Raw genomic sequence first — 17,119 nt, forward strand, 5'->3', positions numbered from 1 at the left:
GGGTCAAGGCCGCGTTCGCCCCGTGTCGCAGGGACCGCGTGCATGGTTTTGCACAGGCCGTGTCGATCCTCCGGCGCGTCTTTGCGCGATGGTCAATGGCACACCGCCGGCCGCAAGGACCAATGCCCGTGAGGCACGCGCAAAATCCGCATGGACCGCTCGGTGCTGGCGCAGATGACCAACTCCAGGTTGTCTTCCACCCAGTAGGCGCTGAAAAGCGGACCGACGACCGGCGCTTCCAGGCCTCGCAGGGCCGCGTCGGCCAGTTCCTGCAACACGCGCAGCACGCCTTCCGGTACGAAAAGGTCGTCGAAGTCCACGCCGTGGAGCCGGGTCGGCCCCAATCCCAGGGTGGAAGCGACGCGGGCCGGCAGATCGGGGGCGTTTCGAGCGGTTGGATCGGTCTGGATGAGCATGGGCGACTCCTTGGTTGCGGCGCCCGTCCCGGCGTGTGCGGATGGTTGCACATCCCGCCGGACGCCTCCAAACATAATGCACAAACCATGCCAAAAGAAAACGCCGCGCGTTCCCGCTTCCCGTTGCCCCCGGGCCGGTCAAGGTTTACACTCCCTTGATTCATCCACCCGAACGTCTGACCCTTCATGATCGAGCAACTGCAAGCCTCGGCCGGCTCCGGCAAGACCTACAGCCTCACCAGGCGGTTCCTTGGCCTTCTTCTGGCCAGCGCCGCCCACTCCCCGGCGGCCTGCGGAGAAATGCCCGGAGGCGACTTCGGTCCCGAGTCCATCCTGGCCATCACCTTCACCAACAAGGCCGCCGCCGAAATGAAGGCGCGGGCCATCGAAACGCTCAAGCATCTGGCCCTGGGCCACCCCGACCCGGACTTCGCGGACAGGCGGACCGAGGCGGCCGCCTGGCTGGAAAACATCCTGCGCCACTCGCACCTGCTCAACATCCGCACCATTGACAGCCTGCTCCACCTCATGGCCCGGCTTTTCGCCCTGGAACTCGGCCTTCCCCCGGACTTCGAGGCCAGCCTGGACCAGGAGGCGGTGTTCGAGGCCCTGTTCGACCGGGTGATTGCCGGACTCGACCAAAACGACCCCGAACTGGAGGCCCTCATCGCCGGGTTGGCCGACGCGCTCATGGAAATAGACGGGGTGAAAGGATTCTGGCTCGGTCGGCGAGTGCGCGAACGGCTCCTGGAGGTCTTTCGTCACCAGCTCGACGGCAAGGGCGCGCCCGCGCCGGACCCGCTGGCCCTGCGCGACGAGGTGGAAACCCTCATGCTGGCGCTGCTCCAATCGGTCGAAGCCATGGCCGACTCCCTGGCCAAGTCCGGGGTGGAAGCGCTGTCGGGTTTCGCCACCCTGCTCGGCAAGCTGCGCGAGCAGACTCCATGGCGGCCCCTGCCCACGGCCGACACCTACGCCTACAAGTCCGACCTGTCCGAATGCGTGAAAAAAGCCTTCCGAAATTCCCTGACGCCAGACCAGCAAGCCCTCTACACGGACTTTCGCCGCGCCTGGTCCCAGGCGAGAACCCGAACGCCGCTTTTGCGCAAGTCGCTCGCGTTGCATCCTTTCCTGGAGCTTGGCGACCGATTGGCCCAGGCTTTCGAGGCCCACATCCGCGAAACCGGAACGGCGCTGCTTTCGAGCCTGCCGGCGAAGGTGGCCGCCCTGCTCGCCCAGGCCGGGGGCGTGCCCGAGGCCTACTGTCGACTGGGCGTGCGCCTGCATCACCTGCTCATAGACGAATTTCAGGACACCAGCCTCAGCCAATGGGCCGTGCTGGTCCAGTTGGCCCAGGAATGCCTGTCCAAGGGGGGATCGCTCTTCTACGTGGGCGACGTGAAACAGGCCATCTACGGCTGGCGCGGCGGCGAACCGGAACTTTTCGCCCAGGCGGCCACCCAGCCCGAGCTCACGATCCTGGCTCAAACGCGGGTCGACAGTCTCCCCTGCAACTGGCGCAGCGAACCGGTGGTGGTGGAGTTCAACAACGCCCTCTTCGGCCAGTTCGAAAAGGGGGACGCAAGCGACCAAGCCGCCGGCCTGCTGTTGCCGGAAGGGCCGGAGGCCGTGCGCGCCAGGCTGGCCGAGTCCCTGCGCCAGGGTTTTTCCGGCTGCCGCCAGACCACTCCCGCGAACCGGGACCCCAAGGCCGGCTACGTGCGCGTCCAGGCCCTTTCCGGAGACACCCAGGCGGACTACGCCCAAAGCGTGCGCGAGGCATTCGCCGAGCTCATGCAGGACGATCTGCTCAAGCGGCTCGATCCCGGCGAAGTGGCGGTGCTCACCCGGTCCAACACCGAGGCCTCGCTGGCGGCCAAGTGGCTTACGGACATGGATCAACCCGTGGTCACGGAAAACAGCCTTCTGGTCGGCGCCCACCCCATCGTGCGCGGCGCCCTGGCCTTTCTTGGCCTCATAGACTACCCCGCCGACAATATGGCCTTTTGGAACTTTCTGGCCTGCCAGGAACTCTATGGCGCCATCTCGGGCACGACCCGGCAACAGATGGCGGACTGGCTGGCCAGTCAGTCCCCGGGACAGCTTTCCGCCAACTTCCGACGCGACTTTCCCGAAGTGTGGAGTGATTTCTTCGCCCCCTTCCTGCACGGGGCCAGCCTCATGACTCCCTACGACGCGGTGCGCGAACTTTTCGCCGCCTGCGACACCTTCGCCGTCCACCCGCGCGACGAAGCCTTTCTTCGTCGCTTTCTCGAACTCGTGCACCAGGCGGAAACCGCGGGATACGGTTCCCTGTCCTCGTTTCTGGAATTCTGGCGCGAACGCGGGCACGAGGAAAAACTTCCCCAGTCCGAAGAGGCCGTGGCCGTGCGCGTGCTCACCATGCACAAGGCCAAGGGTCTGCAATACCCCGTGGTGGTGACGCCCTTCACCCTGTTTTCCACGCGGGCCTCCGCCTCCCTGGCCGACCTGGACGTCGGCGGCCGCACCCTCACCGTCCCCCTGACCAAGGACGCTGGCGAACCCTACCACGCGGCCCAGGCCAAGACCCTGCTCGAACAGATAAACCTGCTCTACGTGGCCTGGACCAGGCCCGTGCGCGAGCTGCACGCCTTTGTGCCCGCCTGCGACAAGGTGCGCAACCGCCACCCCCTGCAACGCGTCCTGGCCCCCCTGCTGGAAACCCTGGGCGGAAACGGACGGGGGCTCGTGCGGGGGACGCCCCCGCGCCGCCCGACCAACCAGGGCGCCTTGCTGGACGACTCGGCCGGCATGGCGAGAGCGTGGGCGGTTTGTGGGACGAGCGCCCTGGCCGGACGGGTCCCCCTGGACTGGCTGGGCAGCCTGAAGATCGCGCGCAGCCCTCTGGAACCGCCCGACGATCGCAACATCCTGAGCGAACGAAAGCGCGGCCTGGTGTTGCACAAGGCCCTGGAGTTCCTGCGCGTCCGGCCCGACGCGCTCGACCTGGACAGGGCCAGGCTGGCCATAGCCCAGGGGGCCTGCGCCCTGGGACAGCCCGTGGATTCCGAAACCGTGGAAGACCTGGCCCAGGGCCTGGCCTGGCTGTGCGAGCGGGACTTCTTTGCCGAGAGCCTGCGCCAGGGACTGAGCGAAGCCGAACTGCTGGACGAAGACGGCCAACGCCATCGGCCGGACCTGCTTGTCTTCGCCGCCAAGGAAACCCTGGTCATCGACTACAAAACCGGCCGCCAAGACCCCGAGCACCACGACCAGGTGCGTCGTTACCTGCGCCTGGCCCGCCGCCTGCCCCAGGGAAGGGGCAAGCCCGCGCGGGGCGTCCTGGCCTATGTGGACGCGCGCGTGCTGGTCGCGGTCGAGGACGGAGAGCGTCCGTGATTCCCATCACCGTCATCCCCTGGGACCGGGATTTTCTCTCCGGTCTGGCCCGCTATCTGGCGGAACGCTTCGGCGGACGTTTCGAGAACGTGGTGGTGCTCTTTCCCCATCGCAGACCCAGACGCTACCTGTTCGACCGCCTGGCGGCCGAGCCCCGGCTGGGAAAGCCCTGCCTGCTGCCCGAAATCGTGTCCATCGGCGAACTCTTCGACAAACTCTGCCTCAGCACGCACCCTGACCCGTTGGGCCGGTTGGGACGGCTCGACCAGGTGGGCATGCTGCACCGGGTCGTGACCGGGCTCGGCGCAGGACTGCGCGGACGCACGGACGGATTTCCCCAGGAAATCAAGGACTTCTTCCCCTGGGGCCTGCGCCTGGCCTCCCTGATGGACGAATTTTTCCAGCAAAACGTGACCGCCACGGACCTGGACCATCTGCAAGGCGAGGTCATGTCCACCGCCGCCACCCTGCTGGCCAACCTGCGGGCCATTCAGCATCACTATCGCCAGGCCATGCTCGACCGAAAAGCCGTCACGCCCGGCCTGGCCGCCCAGTTGGCCATACGCGACCCCGAGGCGTTCATGGCCGCCCTTGCCGGCAAACAGGTGCTGGCCTGCGGATTCAACGCCCTCACCGGCTGCGAAGAAACCCTGCTCCACACCCTGTGGCGCGCGGGCCAGGCCGAGATTCTCTGGCACACCGACCCGGCCGTGGCCACGCCCGGCCAGCAGGCCCACTGGTCCTGCGCCCAGCACCGAAAGTGGCTTGCCGACTGGAAGGCCAAAGCCGCCCTGCACACCGATGAAAAGCGCTCGCCCCTGCCGGTGTGGCGCAGGCGCAGCGACCAACTGTCGCTGTTTTCCGACGACGCCCGAACCGAACCGGCCAAGCGCGGCCAGGTGCGCTTCTTTCAGGGCTTCGACCTGCACACCCAGCTCAAGGCCTTGAGCGAACAGCTCGACGGGTTGGCCAGTCTGGAGTCCACCGCCGTGGTGCTCACGGACACGAGCATGCTCATGAGCGTCCTGCACCACTTGCCCAGACGCGACGTCAACGTGTCCATGGGCTTTCCCCTGTCCCGATCGCCGCTCTTTCAGTTCGTGGAGCTGCTCTTCGCCCTGCAGGACGGTCGCATGCCCGCCGGCTGCCACTGGCGCGACCTGGTGTCCTGCCTGCGCCATCCCCTGCTCAAGTTCCTGGAGGTCGAGGGCACCCATCCCCTGCGCCAGATATTCCACGCCTGGGAACAGGCCCTGCGCGTGGGCGAAAGGTTCGTCGATCCCCTGGCCTGGCGACCGGGCGAGGACGTGGTGGCCCAACTGAACCATCCCGAGGCGGCCCTGGCCTTGCTGGACCGGGTGCGCGAGGTATGCTTTTCCGCCTTCGAAACGACCGGAACGCCCGAGTCCATGGCCAAGGCGTTGACCGGACTCGCCGGTCTGCTGCTCGACCCGGCCCTCAATCCCGGCCGATGGGAGCGCTTCGTCATCGACGCCCAGTGCCTGGCCCGGCTTCTGGACGTCGTGATCCCGGAATTGGCCGACAGCTCCATCAGCCGCGAATCCTTCGAGCCGACGGCCATCCGGGCCATGGCCCGCGAACTCGTCGCGGCCCAGCGCGCGCCCTTCGAAGCCGACCCCCTCTCCGGCCTCCAGGTGCTCGGCATGCTGGAAACACGTCTGCTCACCTTCGAACGGGTGTTCGTCCTGGGGGCCACGGAAGAACTCCTGCCCGGCGCGCCCAGTCCCGACCCGCTTTTGCCCGACCCCCTGCGCGAGCCCCTGGGCCTGCCCGACCGGCGCGGACGCGACTTCATCGCCGCACACACCTTCTATCGCCTCATACAAGGCGCGCGCGAGGTGGGACTTTTCTATTCCACGGGGGTCACTCCGGGGCTCTTCGACGGCAAGAGCCAGCCCAGCCGCTACGTGGAGCAATTGCTCTGGGAAGAAGAAAAACGCCAGGGCCACCTGCTTTCGCCCACCGACGAACCGCGCCACCTGATCACCCTGCCCAGGCAAAGCCTGACCCGAAGCACGGGCGCGGTGCGAAACACCCCGGCCTGCCGGCAAAAACTGGACACCATCCTGCGCGACAGCGGTCTTTCCGCCACCTTCCTGGACAACTACGCCGGGTGTCCGTTGCGCTTTTTCTACACCCACCTCACGCCCCTTCGTCCGCTGAAGGAAGTGGCCGAAGACGGCGACCCGCCGGAGTTCGGCAAGCTAGTGCACGTCCTGTTGCAGGACTTTTTCACCCCGCACCTCAATCAGCCGCTGGACCCCTCCCTGCTGGACGCGAACCGTCTGTGCGACGAACTTTCGCTTCGGCTGCACCAGGCGGACTTCTTCCGGCAAATGCCCGCGAGCTCGCGCATCCTGCTCGAACGGGCCGGGCGCAGGCGCCTGTCGGCCTTTGTCCGCTCGGTCAAGCCCACCACCATTCTCCGGCTGGAAACCCAAATGCGGACCAGCCTGGAGACCACGGTGGGCTCCGTCAAGCTGCGCGGAGACGTGGACCGCGTGGACCGGCGGGAAGACGGCCTGATCGTGCTCGACTACAAGACCGGCACGCCCAAGAAACCGCAGGAGTCGTTCTTTTCCGACGAGTGGTTGTGGGACTGGATACGCTCCCCCGACCCCGACCGGATCGAGGAGATGCTCCCCCCGCTGAGCCGGGCCATGGGATCGGTGCAGTTGCCCCTCTACCTCTGGCTGAACAGCCGAACCCAGGACGAGGGAGCGGTGGACGCGGCCTTCGTCTGCCTGGGCGAGGACGGGCGGGAAGAATTGCTCTTCGGCCCCAAGGTCGCCCCGGAAGCCCGCGCCCGCTTTGTCGACCAGGACGTGCCGGCCCTGGTGCGCTGCCTGCTGGACCTGATCCTGAACGCGCCGAGCTTCATCCCCCTGCCCTCGCGGGCTTGCGCCTGGTGCGCCTACGCCCAGTCCTGCCCGGACGCCCAGGAAGACTGAAAGCCCCGGCGTCCGAAGGCTGGCCGCGTCCGCGTCGCGTCACAGGCCTGGCCGCCGCGGTGGGAAGCTATTTGATGGTCGCCAAGTCCTCGGAGTGAAAAAGAAATTCCACCCTTCGGTTGATGGCGCGGTTCTCGTCGGAAATGTTTGGCACCAGGGGTTTGCTGTCGGCGTAGCTGACGGACTGCACCCGCGTGGAATCGATGTTTCCCTTTTCGATGATATACCGCGCCGCCGCAGCCGCGCGCAGGGCCGACAGTTCGTACTTGGACGGCTGGCCGTTCTTGCCGCTGGCCTCGACATCGTCCGTGTGGCCGCGCACCACCAGGCTGACCTTGTGCGACTGGAGCACCTTGATCACGTCGTCGAGAATTTTGAGGCCGGCCGGTTTGATGGTCGCCGAACCGGGCTGAAACATCACCGCGTTGTTCACGTGCAAAAGCACACCGAACTTGTCGGAACTGATGCCCGAGTTCTGCTTGAGGTTGGGATTGTTGGTGATGAGTTGCTTGATCATGAGGGCGACCTGATACTTGAGCTGCTCTTCCTGCGAGAGCTTGAACTGCGGTGCGCCCTGCACGCTGTCCTTGGCCACGTAGGTGGGCAGGACGATGGTTTCCTCGGGTTTTTTCTTCTTGGGCAGCTCCTGATCCTGAAAAAAGGCCGAAAGCGAATCTTTCTGCTGGGGCTTCAAGGCCATGCACAGCCACAACAGAAGAAAAAGCGCCATCATGGCCGTCACAAAGTCGGCGTAGGCCACTTTCCAACTGCCGCCGTGGGCGCCGGCGTGGCCTTCTTCCTCGCGCTTAACGATTATGGGAGCCGGTTTGTTCTTGGACATGGAGCCTTATCGTTCAGGAAACAGTCTGAGTTCCGAGCTTACGCAATGTGCTTAGTGCGCAACGGCCGGCATTGCAAGCCCGGGCGACCGGGAAGTCCCCACCGGACGACGTCCGTCCCCGCACCCCGCCCCGTCCACGCCGCCACGCCACCAAAACCCTCGGCCCGGGGGATTTCCTTGCCCAGGGCAAAACCACTTGAATCCCCGCCTTCTTCTGCGTTATACTCAAAAAAGGCACAACTTCAGCCTATTTTCATGGTGAAAAAGGGCTCAAGCAGGTTTGAAGCACTCCAGTCGAGGTCGTATGTCGAGCAACTCCGCACTTTCTTCCATCGAAAAAGTTGATGGCCTTTATTACAAAACCACCCTGGATTTCACCAAGGGTTCACACTTCGATGTAGGACAAGCCTACGCGGAAGCAATAGTCGAGGCCATGCCGGAATATGGCTCCATTATTGATAATTTTCTGCTTCTTTCCGTCGAGTCTTCGCCGGAGCACCTGGACCTTTCGACCCTGATATCGCGCGCCGACAACCTCATCGACGACATGCCCCAAGAGTATATCGACGAGTTGAACGGCATGAGCACGGTCTTCAACTCTTCCGTCGACAAACTGGGCGACGGCGTTCTGTCGACCAATGAACTCAAATTGATTCAGGTCGTGCACGACATCGTGGATCCGGGAAGTTGTTCGGCCACGGCGGTCTTCGGCCAAGCCTCGGCCACGGGTTCGACCATCGTCGGCCGCAACCTGGACTGGTACGACATGCCGGGGATTTCCGATCTGCATACCGTCCAAATGTACAAAAACGGCGACTCCGCCAACGACGTGGTCGGCATTGGCATCCTCGGCCAGCTCTTTCCCATGTCGCTCTTCAGCGATCAGCATATCTCCGGAGCGGTCCTGGATAGCGACATGACGCAAGGCTATTTCACAACCGAAGGGGCCACGCCCTATCTTGCCGACATTCGATACAGCCTGGAGCACTACGACACGTTGGAAGGCGTGAGCAGCTATCTCCTCAACCAGAAAAACACGCATTCCTACATCGGCTTTCTTGCCGATGAAAATACCGCCGTGGTCCTGGAGAACGACCTGGAACACCCGCAGGCCAAGGGGGTTCGCTCCGACGATTCGATCCTGCGCGATGGCCTCAGTTGGGAATACCCGGACACGCTCGTGGCCGTGAACACGTTCTTTCTGCCAGGCACGACAGACAACTATACCGGGGCCTTGTCGAACGAGAAGCGTTACGCCAGCTATCAAAGCCAGTATGCGGACAAGTTCGCCACCAAAAGCGCTCTGGACATGCAGGACGTCCAGGACATCATTTCGTACTCGTCCACCGATGGGATCGCGAAAAGTTCCGGCGCGATTTATCGCGCGACATACGACTACCCAACGTATCAATCCTACGTCCTGGACATGGGCTCATTGGCCCTGACGGCATGTTTCGGCCCCACCAGCGGGAACCCGCCCGATCCGACCTATGTGCAGGTTTTCGCGTCCAACCCCTTCACGGGGTAGCGCCGCCAGGATCGAATACCGCAACGCCCAGAGAAAACGCCCACGTCTTCCGACAAATCGGTGGACGTGGGTTTCTTTTTCGTTCCTGCCAACAGGGCGAACTTGCCCGTGGTCACACGCGGCGACGCTGCAATATCACTGTGAAACGCGCGAAATCCCGCGGTGCAGATGTTGATACTCCAACCAGGTCAAGGCGATAACGAACAGATCGAGTATCGTAAGGAGCAGCAATGACGTTTTGTGCGTAAAGAAATACAGATAGACCTGATACACGATGAACAAACCGAAAACACCCATGGCCGCCGGATAGTACCACATTTTCCTTCTCCAGAGACCAAGGATGAGCCAGAATTTTACCACGCCATGGCTGAACAGATAGAAAGCCGTAAAGTGCTGAGCCGATAGGGACAAGCCCTGGGCGGCATGCAACAGGGAATTCGCAATGAAATCGTGAGGGTCTTCCGTCAGTTCCACTTTCGTGACGAAATCCACAATATTGACAAGAAATTCCTTTGTCACAAAGTACGCGGCAACGCCTGCAATCATTTCTCCGACAGCGAAAATCCCCTTGAAGGCAAGGCTTATTTCGAACGCCAGATGAATGTTGTTTTCGCTAAACAGCGTCTTTGCGTTCATGTCTTTGCATCACCCCATATACAGCGGCAAGCATGCCCGAATCGCCCCCGAGCAATACAGTGAGACGCGATCCTGCGAAGAGACGCCGGTTTTGCGGCTGTCATTGCCCCTTCGCACCTTTTTTTCCTCCGCCCTTTTTGTCCAACGCCCCTTTGGCCTTCGGGTGCGCCGTATCATAAATTTTTGTAATCCTGGCCAGATCGAGGTGGGTGTAGCGCTGGGTCGTGGAAAGCCGCTCGTGCCCCAACAGCTCCTGCACGGCGCGCATGTCCGCTCCCGACTGAAGCATATGGCTGGCGAAGCTGTGGCGCAGCATGTGCGGATGCACGGACGTGGGCAGGTGGGCCTTGGCGCTCAGGCCGGCCAGAATGCGCTCGGCCTGTTTGCGTTGCAGCCTTTTGCCCCGCACCCCGAGAAAAAAAGCCTGCTCGGCGGGGTCGTCCACAAAGGCGTGTCGCGCACGCAGGTAGGCGTGCAGGCTCGTGGTCGCGGTGTCGGAAAGCGGGGATAGACGCTCCTTGGAGCCCTTGCCCACCACGCGTACGAACCCGGCCGACAGATCCAGGTCGTCCAAGTCCAGGTTCAGGGCCTCACCGATGCGCAACCCCGATCCATAGAGCAGCTCGGCCAGGGCCACGTCGCGCAAGGCTTCGGGGTCGCCCGGGTCTTTGGGCGCGTCGAGCAGGGCAAAGGCCTGGTCCACGTTCAGGCTTTTGGGATGGTGCACGGCCTGTTTGGGATTGGAAAGGCCGGCGGCGGGATTCTTGTCGATAATCCTGTGGCGCAAAAGATGTCGAAAGAGGCCGCGCAGGCAGGAAAGCCTCCGCGACACCGAGGACTTGGCCAATCCCTGGCGATGCATGTCCGCCATGAAGCCCAGCAGGTCGCGCCGGGTGATCAAGCCGGGCTGCTCCAGGTTGCGGCCCTTGTTCTTCAAGTATTGCTCGAAGTTTTCCAGGTCGGTGCGGTAGGCGTCCACAGTGGCCTGGGAGTATCCCTTTTCCACGGCCAGCCAGCCCAGAAACCCCTCGGCCCAGTCGGACAGGACCGGATGCGGATCAGCTTTGCCGCTTGTCGAGGACATAGCTGCTCTTGGGATTCTCCTTGGCCTTTTTCTTCAGCGTCATGGCGATCTGCGAAGCCTCGCCATAGTGTTTCAGGCGTCCGTTCTGGTTGAAGACCACGGCGATGGAGACGGCCATCAGGGGAAAGGTGCGCATGTTGCCTTCGCGGTCCGTGGACTGGATGTAGCCCTTGGCCCGGTCCTCTTCGTCGTAGAAGTGGGGAACGATGGAGTCGAAGTTCTCGATCACCCGCTGGCAGGCCAACTCCACCTTGTCCGGCGGCAGCATGAACACGAAGTCGTCGCCGCCCACGTGGCCCACGAACGAGCGCACCCCGGTGAAGGAGCGAATGGTGTTGACGATGATGCGCGCGGTCATCATGAGCACCTCGTCGCCGCGCGAAAAGCCGTATTTGTCGTTGAAGCTCTTGAAGTAGTCCAGGTCCGCATAGGCCAGGGCGAAGTCTTCGCCCCGGTCGATGAGCTCCTGGATACGCTGAATGATGGACGTGTTGCCCGGCAGCTTGGACAGGGGGTTGGCGTCGAAGGCGCGCGAGGCCCGGGCCAGCGTGAGGTAGATTCTGGCCTTCACCCGGGCCGGGGTCACGGGCAGGATGATGAGGTCGTCCACCTCGGAGGAGCACCAATCCACTCCTTCGAGCAGGACCTCCTCGCGTATGGCCAGGATGACGGGAAGCTGACGGTAGACGTTTTCGCTCTTGACCAGGTTGACCACGTCCAGCCCGGGCATGTCGGGCAGGGCTTCGTCCACGATGAGCAGGTCCGGCAGTTCGTTGAAGAGCACCTCGATGGCTCCGCGTCCCCGGTCGAAATGCGAAAGCTCCAATTGATCCGCTCCCCACAGGCCGGCCAGCATGTCGGCCAGGCCCTGGTCGGCGGTGAGCAGGTAGATGCGCTGCTGACGAATAAAACGACACCCGTGGGCTTCGGTCATATCAGGTGAAACTCAGTTCGGCGATGTCCACGAATTGTTCGCACAGCCGGTCGAGGATGATTTCCAGATCGCGAGGCCTGAGCTTGAGCTTTTTCAGGGCGTCGGGTTCCAGGTAGGGGGCGTTGTCGTCGCCGCCCGAGCCGTACTGGAAGATGCGCACGAGAAAGTCGCCCACATGCACGCAGCAGGCCACGTCCGGGTAGAGGCGGGCCAGTTGGGGCTTATGGTGGTAGCCCATGCCTTCCTTGATGCTGGGAGGCAGTTTCCAGTGATCGGCCAGCCAGACGTTGACCCGGTCGTGCCCCACGCCCATGAGTTGCTTTTCGGCTTCCAGGTAGGTGAGATCGCGCAGCTTGACCTGCTCCTCGATGACGACCTTGAGTTCGGGCAACTGCACGGCGGTCACCACCTTGCCCAGGTCGTGCAGCAGCCCGGCCACGGACACGTCCTCGATGTCCTTCATGCCGCACTGTCGGGCCACGGTGGCGCTGGCCAGAGCGCAGCCCACGCTGTGTTCCCACAGTCCCACCATGTTCTTGGTCATCATGTCGAAGACCGACGTGCTGACGATGACGCCGCGCAAAACGTTGAATCCCAGCAATACCAGGGCGTGGTGGATCGAGCTTATGCGGCCCGGAAACCCGTAGATGGGCGAATTGACCATCTTGAGCACCTTGGCCGAAAGCACCTGATCCATGGCGATGAGTTTGGCGATCTGGTCGGTGGAAGAGTCCGGGTCCTTGACCAGGCGGGAGACTTCCTCCAGCACCTTGGGAAGGGTGGGCAGGTCCTTGACGGCCAGAATCTGACCCTTGCGTTCGAGCTTGAGGTCTTGGGCCATGTTTTCCCTTCTCCTACTTGGCTCCGGCCACTTTCATCTTAAAATATTCGGTGAGCACCTCTTTGATCTGCATCATCCAGTCGTCCTTCACGTGCTTGCGAAAGAGGTGGTCCAGGCTTTGGAGCCGGGCGTCGTAGTTGGTGCCGGAAACGACGCCTTCCATCTCCACGGGTTCGCCTTCCACGACGATGTAGTCCACGCCCATCATGTCGAACTTGTCGATGAGCGAGTCGGACAGTTCCGTGCCCGGGGCGGCTACGACCACGCCGTCGCCTCGGGCCACGGGTTTGGCCAGGGTGAATCCGGCCTTGGCCAGATTGAGGGGAATCTTCTGCATGACGACGCCTCGCTCCTTCAATTACGCCGTGAGATAATAGCCTCCGGGAAGTCGTCGGACAACCCCCTTGAGTTCCAGAACAACCAAAAGCCGGCTCATTTGCGCGACCTGAACGTGAAAAACCCGGCACAGGCTGTCGATGTGGGTCGCGCCCACGGCCGCCAAATGCTGGGCCACCTCGTCCTCCAGCCCCCCGGCCTGGCCGGATGCCGGCTTGGCCTCGGGAGACGCAGCGCGCTCTTCCCCTTCTCGCGCCTTTCCGGCGGGGGCGGCGTCCCGGTGGGCGCATTGCGCGCCGCTCGCGCCGGGCGCGGTCGGGGCCTTCGCACCCTCCTCCGGGGACCCGGCCGGATCGCAAATCTCCTCGCCGCGAGCCGGCCTCGACAGTTGCGCCGCCTCGGCCGGCGGACAACACCGCGTCCGTCTTGCGGGACGAGCGCGCTGCGTCTGCGCAACGGCGTCCCTTTCGGCGTCGACCGGTCGGCGGCCCCGCCCCGCCGTCGCGCGGTGGGGAGAAGCGTCCGTCTTGCCGCGCACGAAGTCCTCGATCTGGGGGGCCAGTTCCACCAAAATATCCTCGGCCCCGTGCACCAGCTTGGCCCCCTGGTTGATGAGCTCGTGACAGCCCCGGTAGCTGGGCAGGGAGACCGGCCCGGGCACGGCGAACACGTCCCGGCCCTGCTCCATGGCCAGGCGGGCGGTGATGAGGCTGCCGGACTTGACCTTGGCCTCCACCACCAGCACCCCGAGGGAAAGCCCGCTCATGATGCGGTTGCGTTGGGGAAAGTTGGCGCCGAGCGGCTTGGTTCCGGGGGGAAATTCCGTGACCACGAGCCCTTTTTCGCAAAGGCCCAACCACACGTCGCGATTGCTGGACGGATAGAGCACGTCGATGCCCGTGCCCAGAACCGCCACCGAGCTTCCCGGCCCGGAAAGCCCACCCAGATGGGCCTCGCGATCGATGCCGAAGGCCAAGCCGGAGACGATGGTCATGCCCTTGTCGCTCAGGTCGCCGGCGATGCGCCGGGCGAGTTCGATGCCATAGCGCGAGGCCTCGCGCGAGCCCACCATGGTCAGGGAGGGATTGTTCAAAAGACTCAAATCCCCTTGATAGTACAAAAGGATCGGCGCGGAACCGGTCTGGCGCAAACGGGACGGGAAAGCCGGGTCGGACCAGCACAGAACCCGCGCGCCCACCTTCCTGGCCTGGTCCAGCTCCTGTTGGGCGCTTTCGCGCCATGTTTCGGCCAGAAAGCCCTTCACCTGACGGGAGCTCGCCAGCCCGAGGCTTTTCCAATGCCTGGCGTGGCGGGCCGCCTGGACCGCCCCGCCGAAGTGCTCCACCAACCCGTTAATGGTGCGCACCCCCAGATCGAGCCCATGACGCAGGCTCAGGCTGGCCCAGAGTTCCTCGTCCTGGTCGGACATGGCCTCACTGGCCGAGTTGCTTGAGCTTCTGCTTGGCCTTGCCCGCGAGCTCGGAGCCGGGATATTCGTCCACCAGAAGCTTCAGATGGAAAATGGCGTTGCTCTTGTCGCCCAGGCGCTCGTAGGCTTCCGCGACCTTGTACACCGACTCCGGGGCCTTGAAACTCTTGGGATAACGGGTGGTCAGGTCCTTGAAGGCCAAAATGGCCTGGTTGTAGCTGCGCTCGTTCATGTAGCTTTCCCCCACCCAGTACAGGGCCAGGGGGGCCTTGTCCGTGTTGGGGTACTTGGTGAGCAATTCGTTCATCTTGCGCCGGCCGTCGTCGTTTTTGTTGGCCGCGATGGCCCGCATTCCGTCGGTGTAAAGCTGGGCGGCGTCGACGGGGTCGCTCTTCCCGGCGGAAGCGGCCGAAACCGGAGGCGTGGCCGGGGCGGACGGGGTCGCGGCGACGACGGGAGCAGCTTCCGGGGAGGACTTGGACGTGCCGGAACGCGACCGACTCACGCTCGGGGCGGATTTGACCACGCGGTCATACGGCACCGGCTTTCCGGCTTGTGCGGACAGAGGTTGGGGGGCGTACGCCTGGGGCGCCTGCTGTTGGGGAGGCAAGGTGACCACGGGCGGTTCCAGGCCCAGGGAGCTCCCGGCTGGTTGGCCTTGGGGCTGGACCGCCTGGAGGGGCTGAACCTGGCCCAGTTGCACGGGCGCCGGGGCTGGAGTCTGGGGACCGCGTCCCGACGGATTGGGCGTCAAGGGCTGAGGCTGGGGGGAAACGGACTGCGGGGCCTGAGCCAGGGGCGTGGGCGTCTGGGCCAAGGGCGTGGGCGTCTGGGCCAAGGGCGTGGGCGTGGGTGCGGAAGCCTGGGCCACGGGTCGCGCGGGCGGCGTGCCGAAGGCCGACAGGGGAATCACCTGCCCGGCCACCAGGGGAACGGTGCTTCCGGCCTGGACGCTGTGCACGGGTTTGGCCGGTCGAGCGGCCTTTGCGGACTTGGCCCCCGGAGTCAGGCTGTCGAGCCGGGTGGCTATCTGGTCGAGCTTGGCGTCAATTTCGGAGTCGCGCGCTTGACGCTGTTTCTGGGCGAGAAGCTGATCCTGCTGGAACGACTCGAAACTCGTTTCCAGTTTTTGCAAGCGGCTGGCGGTGCTTCCCCGGGTCTGCGAACCGTCCTGCGCGCAACCGATACATGCGGCCATGAGGGCCAATACGGCCCAGGCGAATCCTTTCACCCTGTCCTCCCAGGCATGACGCTCGCGTCGTAGAGGTTCGTCGGCCTTCCCGTCCCGAAACGTGACGCGCCGAAATGTGCTATCGCCCTGGAGACCACAAGACTTTCGCCGTGGGCGGCGCGGCGTATCGCACCCGTCACGTCGCGGCTTACGTCCGAGGGAATTCCTCGGACAGCCTTGTAAGCGATAAGCGAGGTTGCAAGCGATGGCAAGCTTTCGCCGGGATTTGCACGCAGGGCGCGCCGCGCCGGCCACACTTGCCGCCCGGATGCGTCGCCCAAGTGCGTCGCCCGAATGCGTCGACAAATCCGCCGCGCCCGCCGGGCAACAGGTCGCGCACTCCGCAACGTCGCCCCGGCCTGTCGCGCGCCCGGCCGGGAAAGTCCCGCTTCATTTTCGCCACCCGGTCCGCGGAGCCGCACTCCCTTGTAAACATTGCCTCATGGCGTATTTTCAGGCAAGACAACAAGGCCCGCGCCGTCCGGCCGGGACCATGAAAAGGAGCGCACCGCAGTGAGCGAATACACCGTGTTTCTGGCGACCCTGGCCCTGTGCTGTCTGCCCTTGACGCTGGCCCTGGCCGCCTCCGGCTTGCCCGCCCTGGCGGCCTCGCTTTGCCTGCGTCCACCCAAAAGGCTCAAGGTCTTTCGCGACAAGTTCGGACAACAGACGACCACGTTCGCCCTGTTCGCCGGCCTCGTGGCCCTCTTCGCCCTGGCCGGCGGCGCCTTGACCCTGGTCTCGCGCCTGCCGGACGTGGCCCTGTTCTGGCTGGGCTGGCCCCTGCCGGACGCCCCCCTGGCCGGCTGTCTGGGAGGAGCGGCCCTTCTTCTGCTCGTCTACCGGGCCTCCTGGCGATCGCTGGCCGGCGCACGGGTCCTGCATTCCCTGCTCGGCATTCTGGCCAGCCTGTGCGGCTGGGTCTTCGGATACCTCTGCCTCGCCGCCCTGCGCCACTTTCTGCTCTCGCCCACCACGCCGGCGGCCGAGCAAGCCTATTTTCTGCCCGAAAAGACCTCGGCGGTCTGGCTCATGGCTCCGCTGACCCTTTTGCTCAGCTTCGCTTCCGCCGCCGCGCTGGGGGCCTGCTACCTGATCTATCGACGCGACAAGGACGATTTCGGACGCGACTACTACAACTACGTCCTCAAACTGTGCGCCAAGCTGGCCCTGGCCGCCACCCTCCTGGCCCTGGGAGTCCAGGGCGGCCTGTGCTGGAAGCTCTGGTCCCTGGTGCATGAAATGCCCATACGGCCTGTGTTCTTCTGGGGCCAGTCCCTCTCTGGAGCGTTCGCGCTTTTGGCCTGCCTGCTCTGGATCCTGGTTTTGCGCAGCAAGAACCCCCTGCGCATGAAACTCCACCTCGTCGCCGGAGCCGTGCTCTTCTGGTCGGCCGTCACCGGTCAACTCGGCGGATACGGCTTATTCTATCTGGGCTGAGACCGCCCCGAAAAAACGAAAAGCCCGCTCCGGTCGACCGGAGCGGGCTT

Annotated in this window: 13 protein-coding genes; 4 read left to right on the top strand and 9 right to left on the bottom strand. The window is 64.1% G+C overall.

The window, feature by feature from the left end; all coding sequences use genetic code 11:
- Positions 1-92 precede the first annotated feature (92 nt).
- Positions 93-416 carry a hypothetical protein gene (locus ACYQ01_RS16525; RefSeq protein ID WP_459934918.1) on the bottom strand — a complete coding sequence of 108 codons (324 nt, stop codon included), beginning with the start codon at positions 414-416 and terminating at the stop codon, positions 93-95.
- A gap of 186 nt (positions 417-602) precedes the next feature.
- Between ACYQ01_RS16525 and ACYQ01_RS16530 the strand changes: the two genes are divergently transcribed.
- Both ACYQ01_RS16530 and ACYQ01_RS16535 read left to right on the top strand, forming a co-directional pair.
- A complete protein-coding gene (locus tag ACYQ01_RS16530; RefSeq protein WP_459934919.1) occupies positions 603-3,797 on the top strand; it encodes a UvrD-helicase domain-containing protein in 3,195 nt (1,064 codons plus the stop codon).
- On the top strand, positions 3,794-6,769 hold the full coding sequence (locus ACYQ01_RS16535; RefSeq protein ID WP_459934920.1) for a PD-(D/E)XK nuclease family protein: 2,976 nt from the start codon (positions 3,794-3,796) through the stop codon (positions 6,767-6,769). The genes ACYQ01_RS16530 and ACYQ01_RS16535 overlap by 4 nt, the downstream gene beginning before the upstream one ends.
- A 67-nt stretch (positions 6,770-6,836) precedes the next feature.
- Here ACYQ01_RS16535 and ACYQ01_RS16540 read toward each other — a convergent pair whose 3' ends face one another.
- Entirely contained in the window at positions 6,837-7,610 is a 774-nt protein-coding gene (locus tag ACYQ01_RS16540; RefSeq protein WP_459934921.1) for an OmpA/MotB family protein, read from the bottom strand.
- 304 nt (positions 7,611-7,914) lie between these two features.
- Between ACYQ01_RS16540 and ACYQ01_RS16545 the strand changes: the two genes are divergently transcribed.
- On the top strand, positions 7,915-9,138 hold the full coding sequence (locus ACYQ01_RS16545) for a C45 family autoproteolytic acyltransferase/hydrolase (RefSeq protein ID WP_459934922.1): 1,224 nt from the start codon (positions 7,915-7,917) through the stop codon (positions 9,136-9,138).
- A gap of 135 nt (positions 9,139-9,273) precedes the next feature.
- Here the strand turns inward: ACYQ01_RS16545 and ACYQ01_RS16550 are convergent, their stop codons facing one another.
- From ACYQ01_RS16550 to ACYQ01_RS16580, 7 genes are all read right to left on the bottom strand, one after another.
- Complete coding sequence (locus ACYQ01_RS16550; RefSeq protein ID WP_459934923.1) at positions 9,274-9,774, bottom strand: DUF2127 domain-containing protein; 501 nt, start codon at positions 9,772-9,774, stop codon at positions 9,274-9,276.
- Positions 9,775-9,874: 100 nt separating this feature from the next.
- The gene (locus ACYQ01_RS16555) at positions 9,875-10,858 is read right to left on the bottom strand and encodes a tyrosine recombinase XerC (protein ID WP_459934924.1); all 984 of its coding nucleotides are present in this window, start codon (positions 10,856-10,858) and stop codon (positions 9,875-9,877) included.
- The gene (locus ACYQ01_RS16560; RefSeq protein ID WP_459934925.1) at positions 10,833-11,792 is read right to left on the bottom strand and encodes a GGDEF domain-containing protein; all 960 of its coding nucleotides are present in this window, start codon (positions 11,790-11,792) and stop codon (positions 10,833-10,835) included. The genes ACYQ01_RS16555 and ACYQ01_RS16560 overlap by 26 nt, the downstream gene beginning before the upstream one ends.
- Before the next feature lies 1 nt (position 11,793).
- Positions 11,794-12,633 (bottom strand): HDOD domain-containing protein, encoded by an 840-nt coding sequence (locus tag ACYQ01_RS16565; protein WP_459934926.1) that lies wholly within the window; start codon positions 12,631-12,633, stop codon positions 11,794-11,796.
- A 13-nt stretch (positions 12,634-12,646) separates the two neighbouring features.
- On the bottom strand, positions 12,647-12,970 hold the full coding sequence (locus ACYQ01_RS16570; protein WP_459934927.1) for a hypothetical protein: 324 nt from the start codon (positions 12,968-12,970) through the stop codon (positions 12,647-12,649).
- A gap of 21 nt (positions 12,971-12,991) precedes the next feature.
- Complete coding sequence (dprA, locus tag ACYQ01_RS16575; protein WP_459934928.1) at positions 12,992-14,398, bottom strand: DNA-processing protein DprA; 1,407 nt, start codon at positions 14,396-14,398, stop codon at positions 12,992-12,994.
- Positions 14,399-14,402: 4 nt separating this feature from the next.
- Positions 14,403-15,629, bottom strand: a complete 1,227-nt coding sequence (locus tag ACYQ01_RS16580; protein ID WP_459934929.1) for a tetratricopeptide repeat protein — start codon at positions 15,627-15,629, stop codon at positions 14,403-14,405.
- A gap of 513 nt (positions 15,630-16,142) precedes the next feature.
- On the opposite strand from ACYQ01_RS16580, the gene ACYQ01_RS16585 reads away from it, so the two are divergent.
- Positions 16,143-17,069, top strand: coding sequence for a hypothetical protein (locus ACYQ01_RS16585; RefSeq protein WP_459934930.1), 927 nt, complete (start codon positions 16,143-16,145; stop codon positions 17,067-17,069).
- Positions 17,070-17,119: the final 50 nt, after the last annotated feature.

This window comes from Fundidesulfovibrio butyratiphilus (assembly GCF_054657235.1).

What these genes read in the sequence shown, in the direction of transcription:
- ACYQ01_RS16525 (WP_459934918.1), bottom strand. Translation starts at nt 416, where the DNA reads ATGCTCATCCAGACCGATCCAACCGCTCGAAACGCCCCCGATCTGCCG.
- ACYQ01_RS16530 (WP_459934919.1), top strand. Translation starts at nt 603, where the DNA reads ATGATCGAGCAACTGCAAGCCTCGGCCGGCTCCGGCAAGACCTACAGC.
- ACYQ01_RS16540 (WP_459934921.1), bottom strand. Translation starts at nt 7,610, where the DNA reads ATGTCCAAGAACAAACCGGCTCCCATAATCGTTAAGCGCGAGGAAGAA.
- ACYQ01_RS16545 (WP_459934922.1), top strand. Translation starts at nt 7,915, where the DNA reads ATGTCGAGCAACTCCGCACTTTCTTCCATCGAAAAAGTTGATGGCCTT.
- ACYQ01_RS16550 (WP_459934923.1), bottom strand. Translation starts at nt 9,774, where the DNA reads ATGAACGCAAAGACGCTGTTTAGCGAAAACAACATTCATCTGGCGTTC.
- ACYQ01_RS16555 (WP_459934924.1), bottom strand. Translation starts at nt 10,858, where the DNA reads ATGTCCTCGACAAGCGGCAAAGCTGATCCGCATCCGGTCCTGTCCGAC.
- ACYQ01_RS16560 (WP_459934925.1), bottom strand. Translation starts at nt 11,792, where the DNA reads ATGACCGAAGCCCACGGGTGTCGTTTTATTCGTCAGCAGCGCATCTAC.
- ACYQ01_RS16565 (WP_459934926.1), bottom strand. Translation starts at nt 12,633, where the DNA reads ATGGCCCAAGACCTCAAGCTCGAACGCAAGGGTCAGATTCTGGCCGTC.
- ACYQ01_RS16570 (WP_459934927.1), bottom strand. Translation starts at nt 12,970, where the DNA reads ATGCAGAAGATTCCCCTCAATCTGGCCAAGGCCGGATTCACCCTGGCC.
- dprA (WP_459934928.1), bottom strand. Translation starts at nt 14,398, where the DNA reads ATGTCCGACCAGGACGAGGAACTCTGGGCCAGCCTGAGCCTGCGTCAT.